The organism is Delftia sp. UME58 (assembly GCF_014170385.1).
Taxonomy (GTDB): domain Bacteria; phylum Pseudomonadota; class Gammaproteobacteria; order Burkholderiales; family Burkholderiaceae_C; genus Comamonas; species Comamonas acidovorans.
In genome coordinates this window covers 1-816 of the sequence record NZ_LZZV01000008.1, presented here as the reverse complement: position 1 = coordinate 816, position 816 = coordinate 1, and the positions used below count along the sequence as shown (strand labels likewise).

At 66.8% G+C, this 816-nt stretch carries 1 protein-coding gene; it reads left to right on the top strand.

The features are described from left to right. Positions 1 to 730, top strand: a 730-nt coding sequence (locus tag A9976_RS01340) for an efflux RND transporter permease subunit (RefSeq protein ID WP_183017486.1), incomplete at its 5' end; no start/stop codon positions are given. Positions 731 to 816 lie beyond the last annotated feature (86 nt).

Below are 816 nucleotides of genomic sequence, written 5' to 3'. Positions count from 1 at the left end.
CCAGGGTCCGGTCCAGGTGGTGCGCTACAACAGCTATGAGTCCATGCGTATCGGCGGCAGCGCTGCTGCCGGCTACACCACGGGCCAGGCCATGGAGGAAATGCAGAGCCTGGTGGCCCAGTTGCCGCAAGGCTTCGGCTACGAATGGACCGGCTTGTCCTACCAGGAGCGCCAGGCCGGCAACCAGGCCCCGATCCTGATGGGCCTGTCGCTGCTGATCGTGTTCCTGGTGCTGGCCGCGCTGTATGAAAGCTGGGCCATCCCGATCTCGGTCATGCTGGTGGTGCCGCTGGGCATGCTGGGCGCGGTGGCGCTGGTCAGCGCGCTGGGCATGTCCAACGACGTGTACTTCCAGGTGGGGATGGTGACAGTGATCGGGCTGGCGGCCAAAAACGCCATCCTGATCGTGGAGTTCGCCAAGGACCAGTACGCGCGGGGCATGGGCCTGCACGAGGCCGCGGTGGAAGCCGCGCGCCTGCGGTTCCGGCCGATTCTGATGACGTCGCTGGCGTTCATCCTGGGCGTGGTGCCGTTGGCGATGGCCACGGGCGCCGGCGCAGCCAGCCAGCGTGCGTTGGGCGTGGGCGTGATCGGCGGCATGCTGACCGCCACGCTGCTGGGCGTGATCTTCGTGCCCATCTTCTTTGTGTGGGTGCTGTCGCTGGTGTCGAAGACACGCGGCCAGCCGGCATCCGATGCCTTGCCGGCCCCGAGCACGGCCAAGGAATAGGACTCATGATGCAAACCTTTTTCCCCTTGCGCCTTAGCGCCCTGGCCCTGAGCGCGGTATTGGCGGGATGCTCGCTGGCGCCCGTC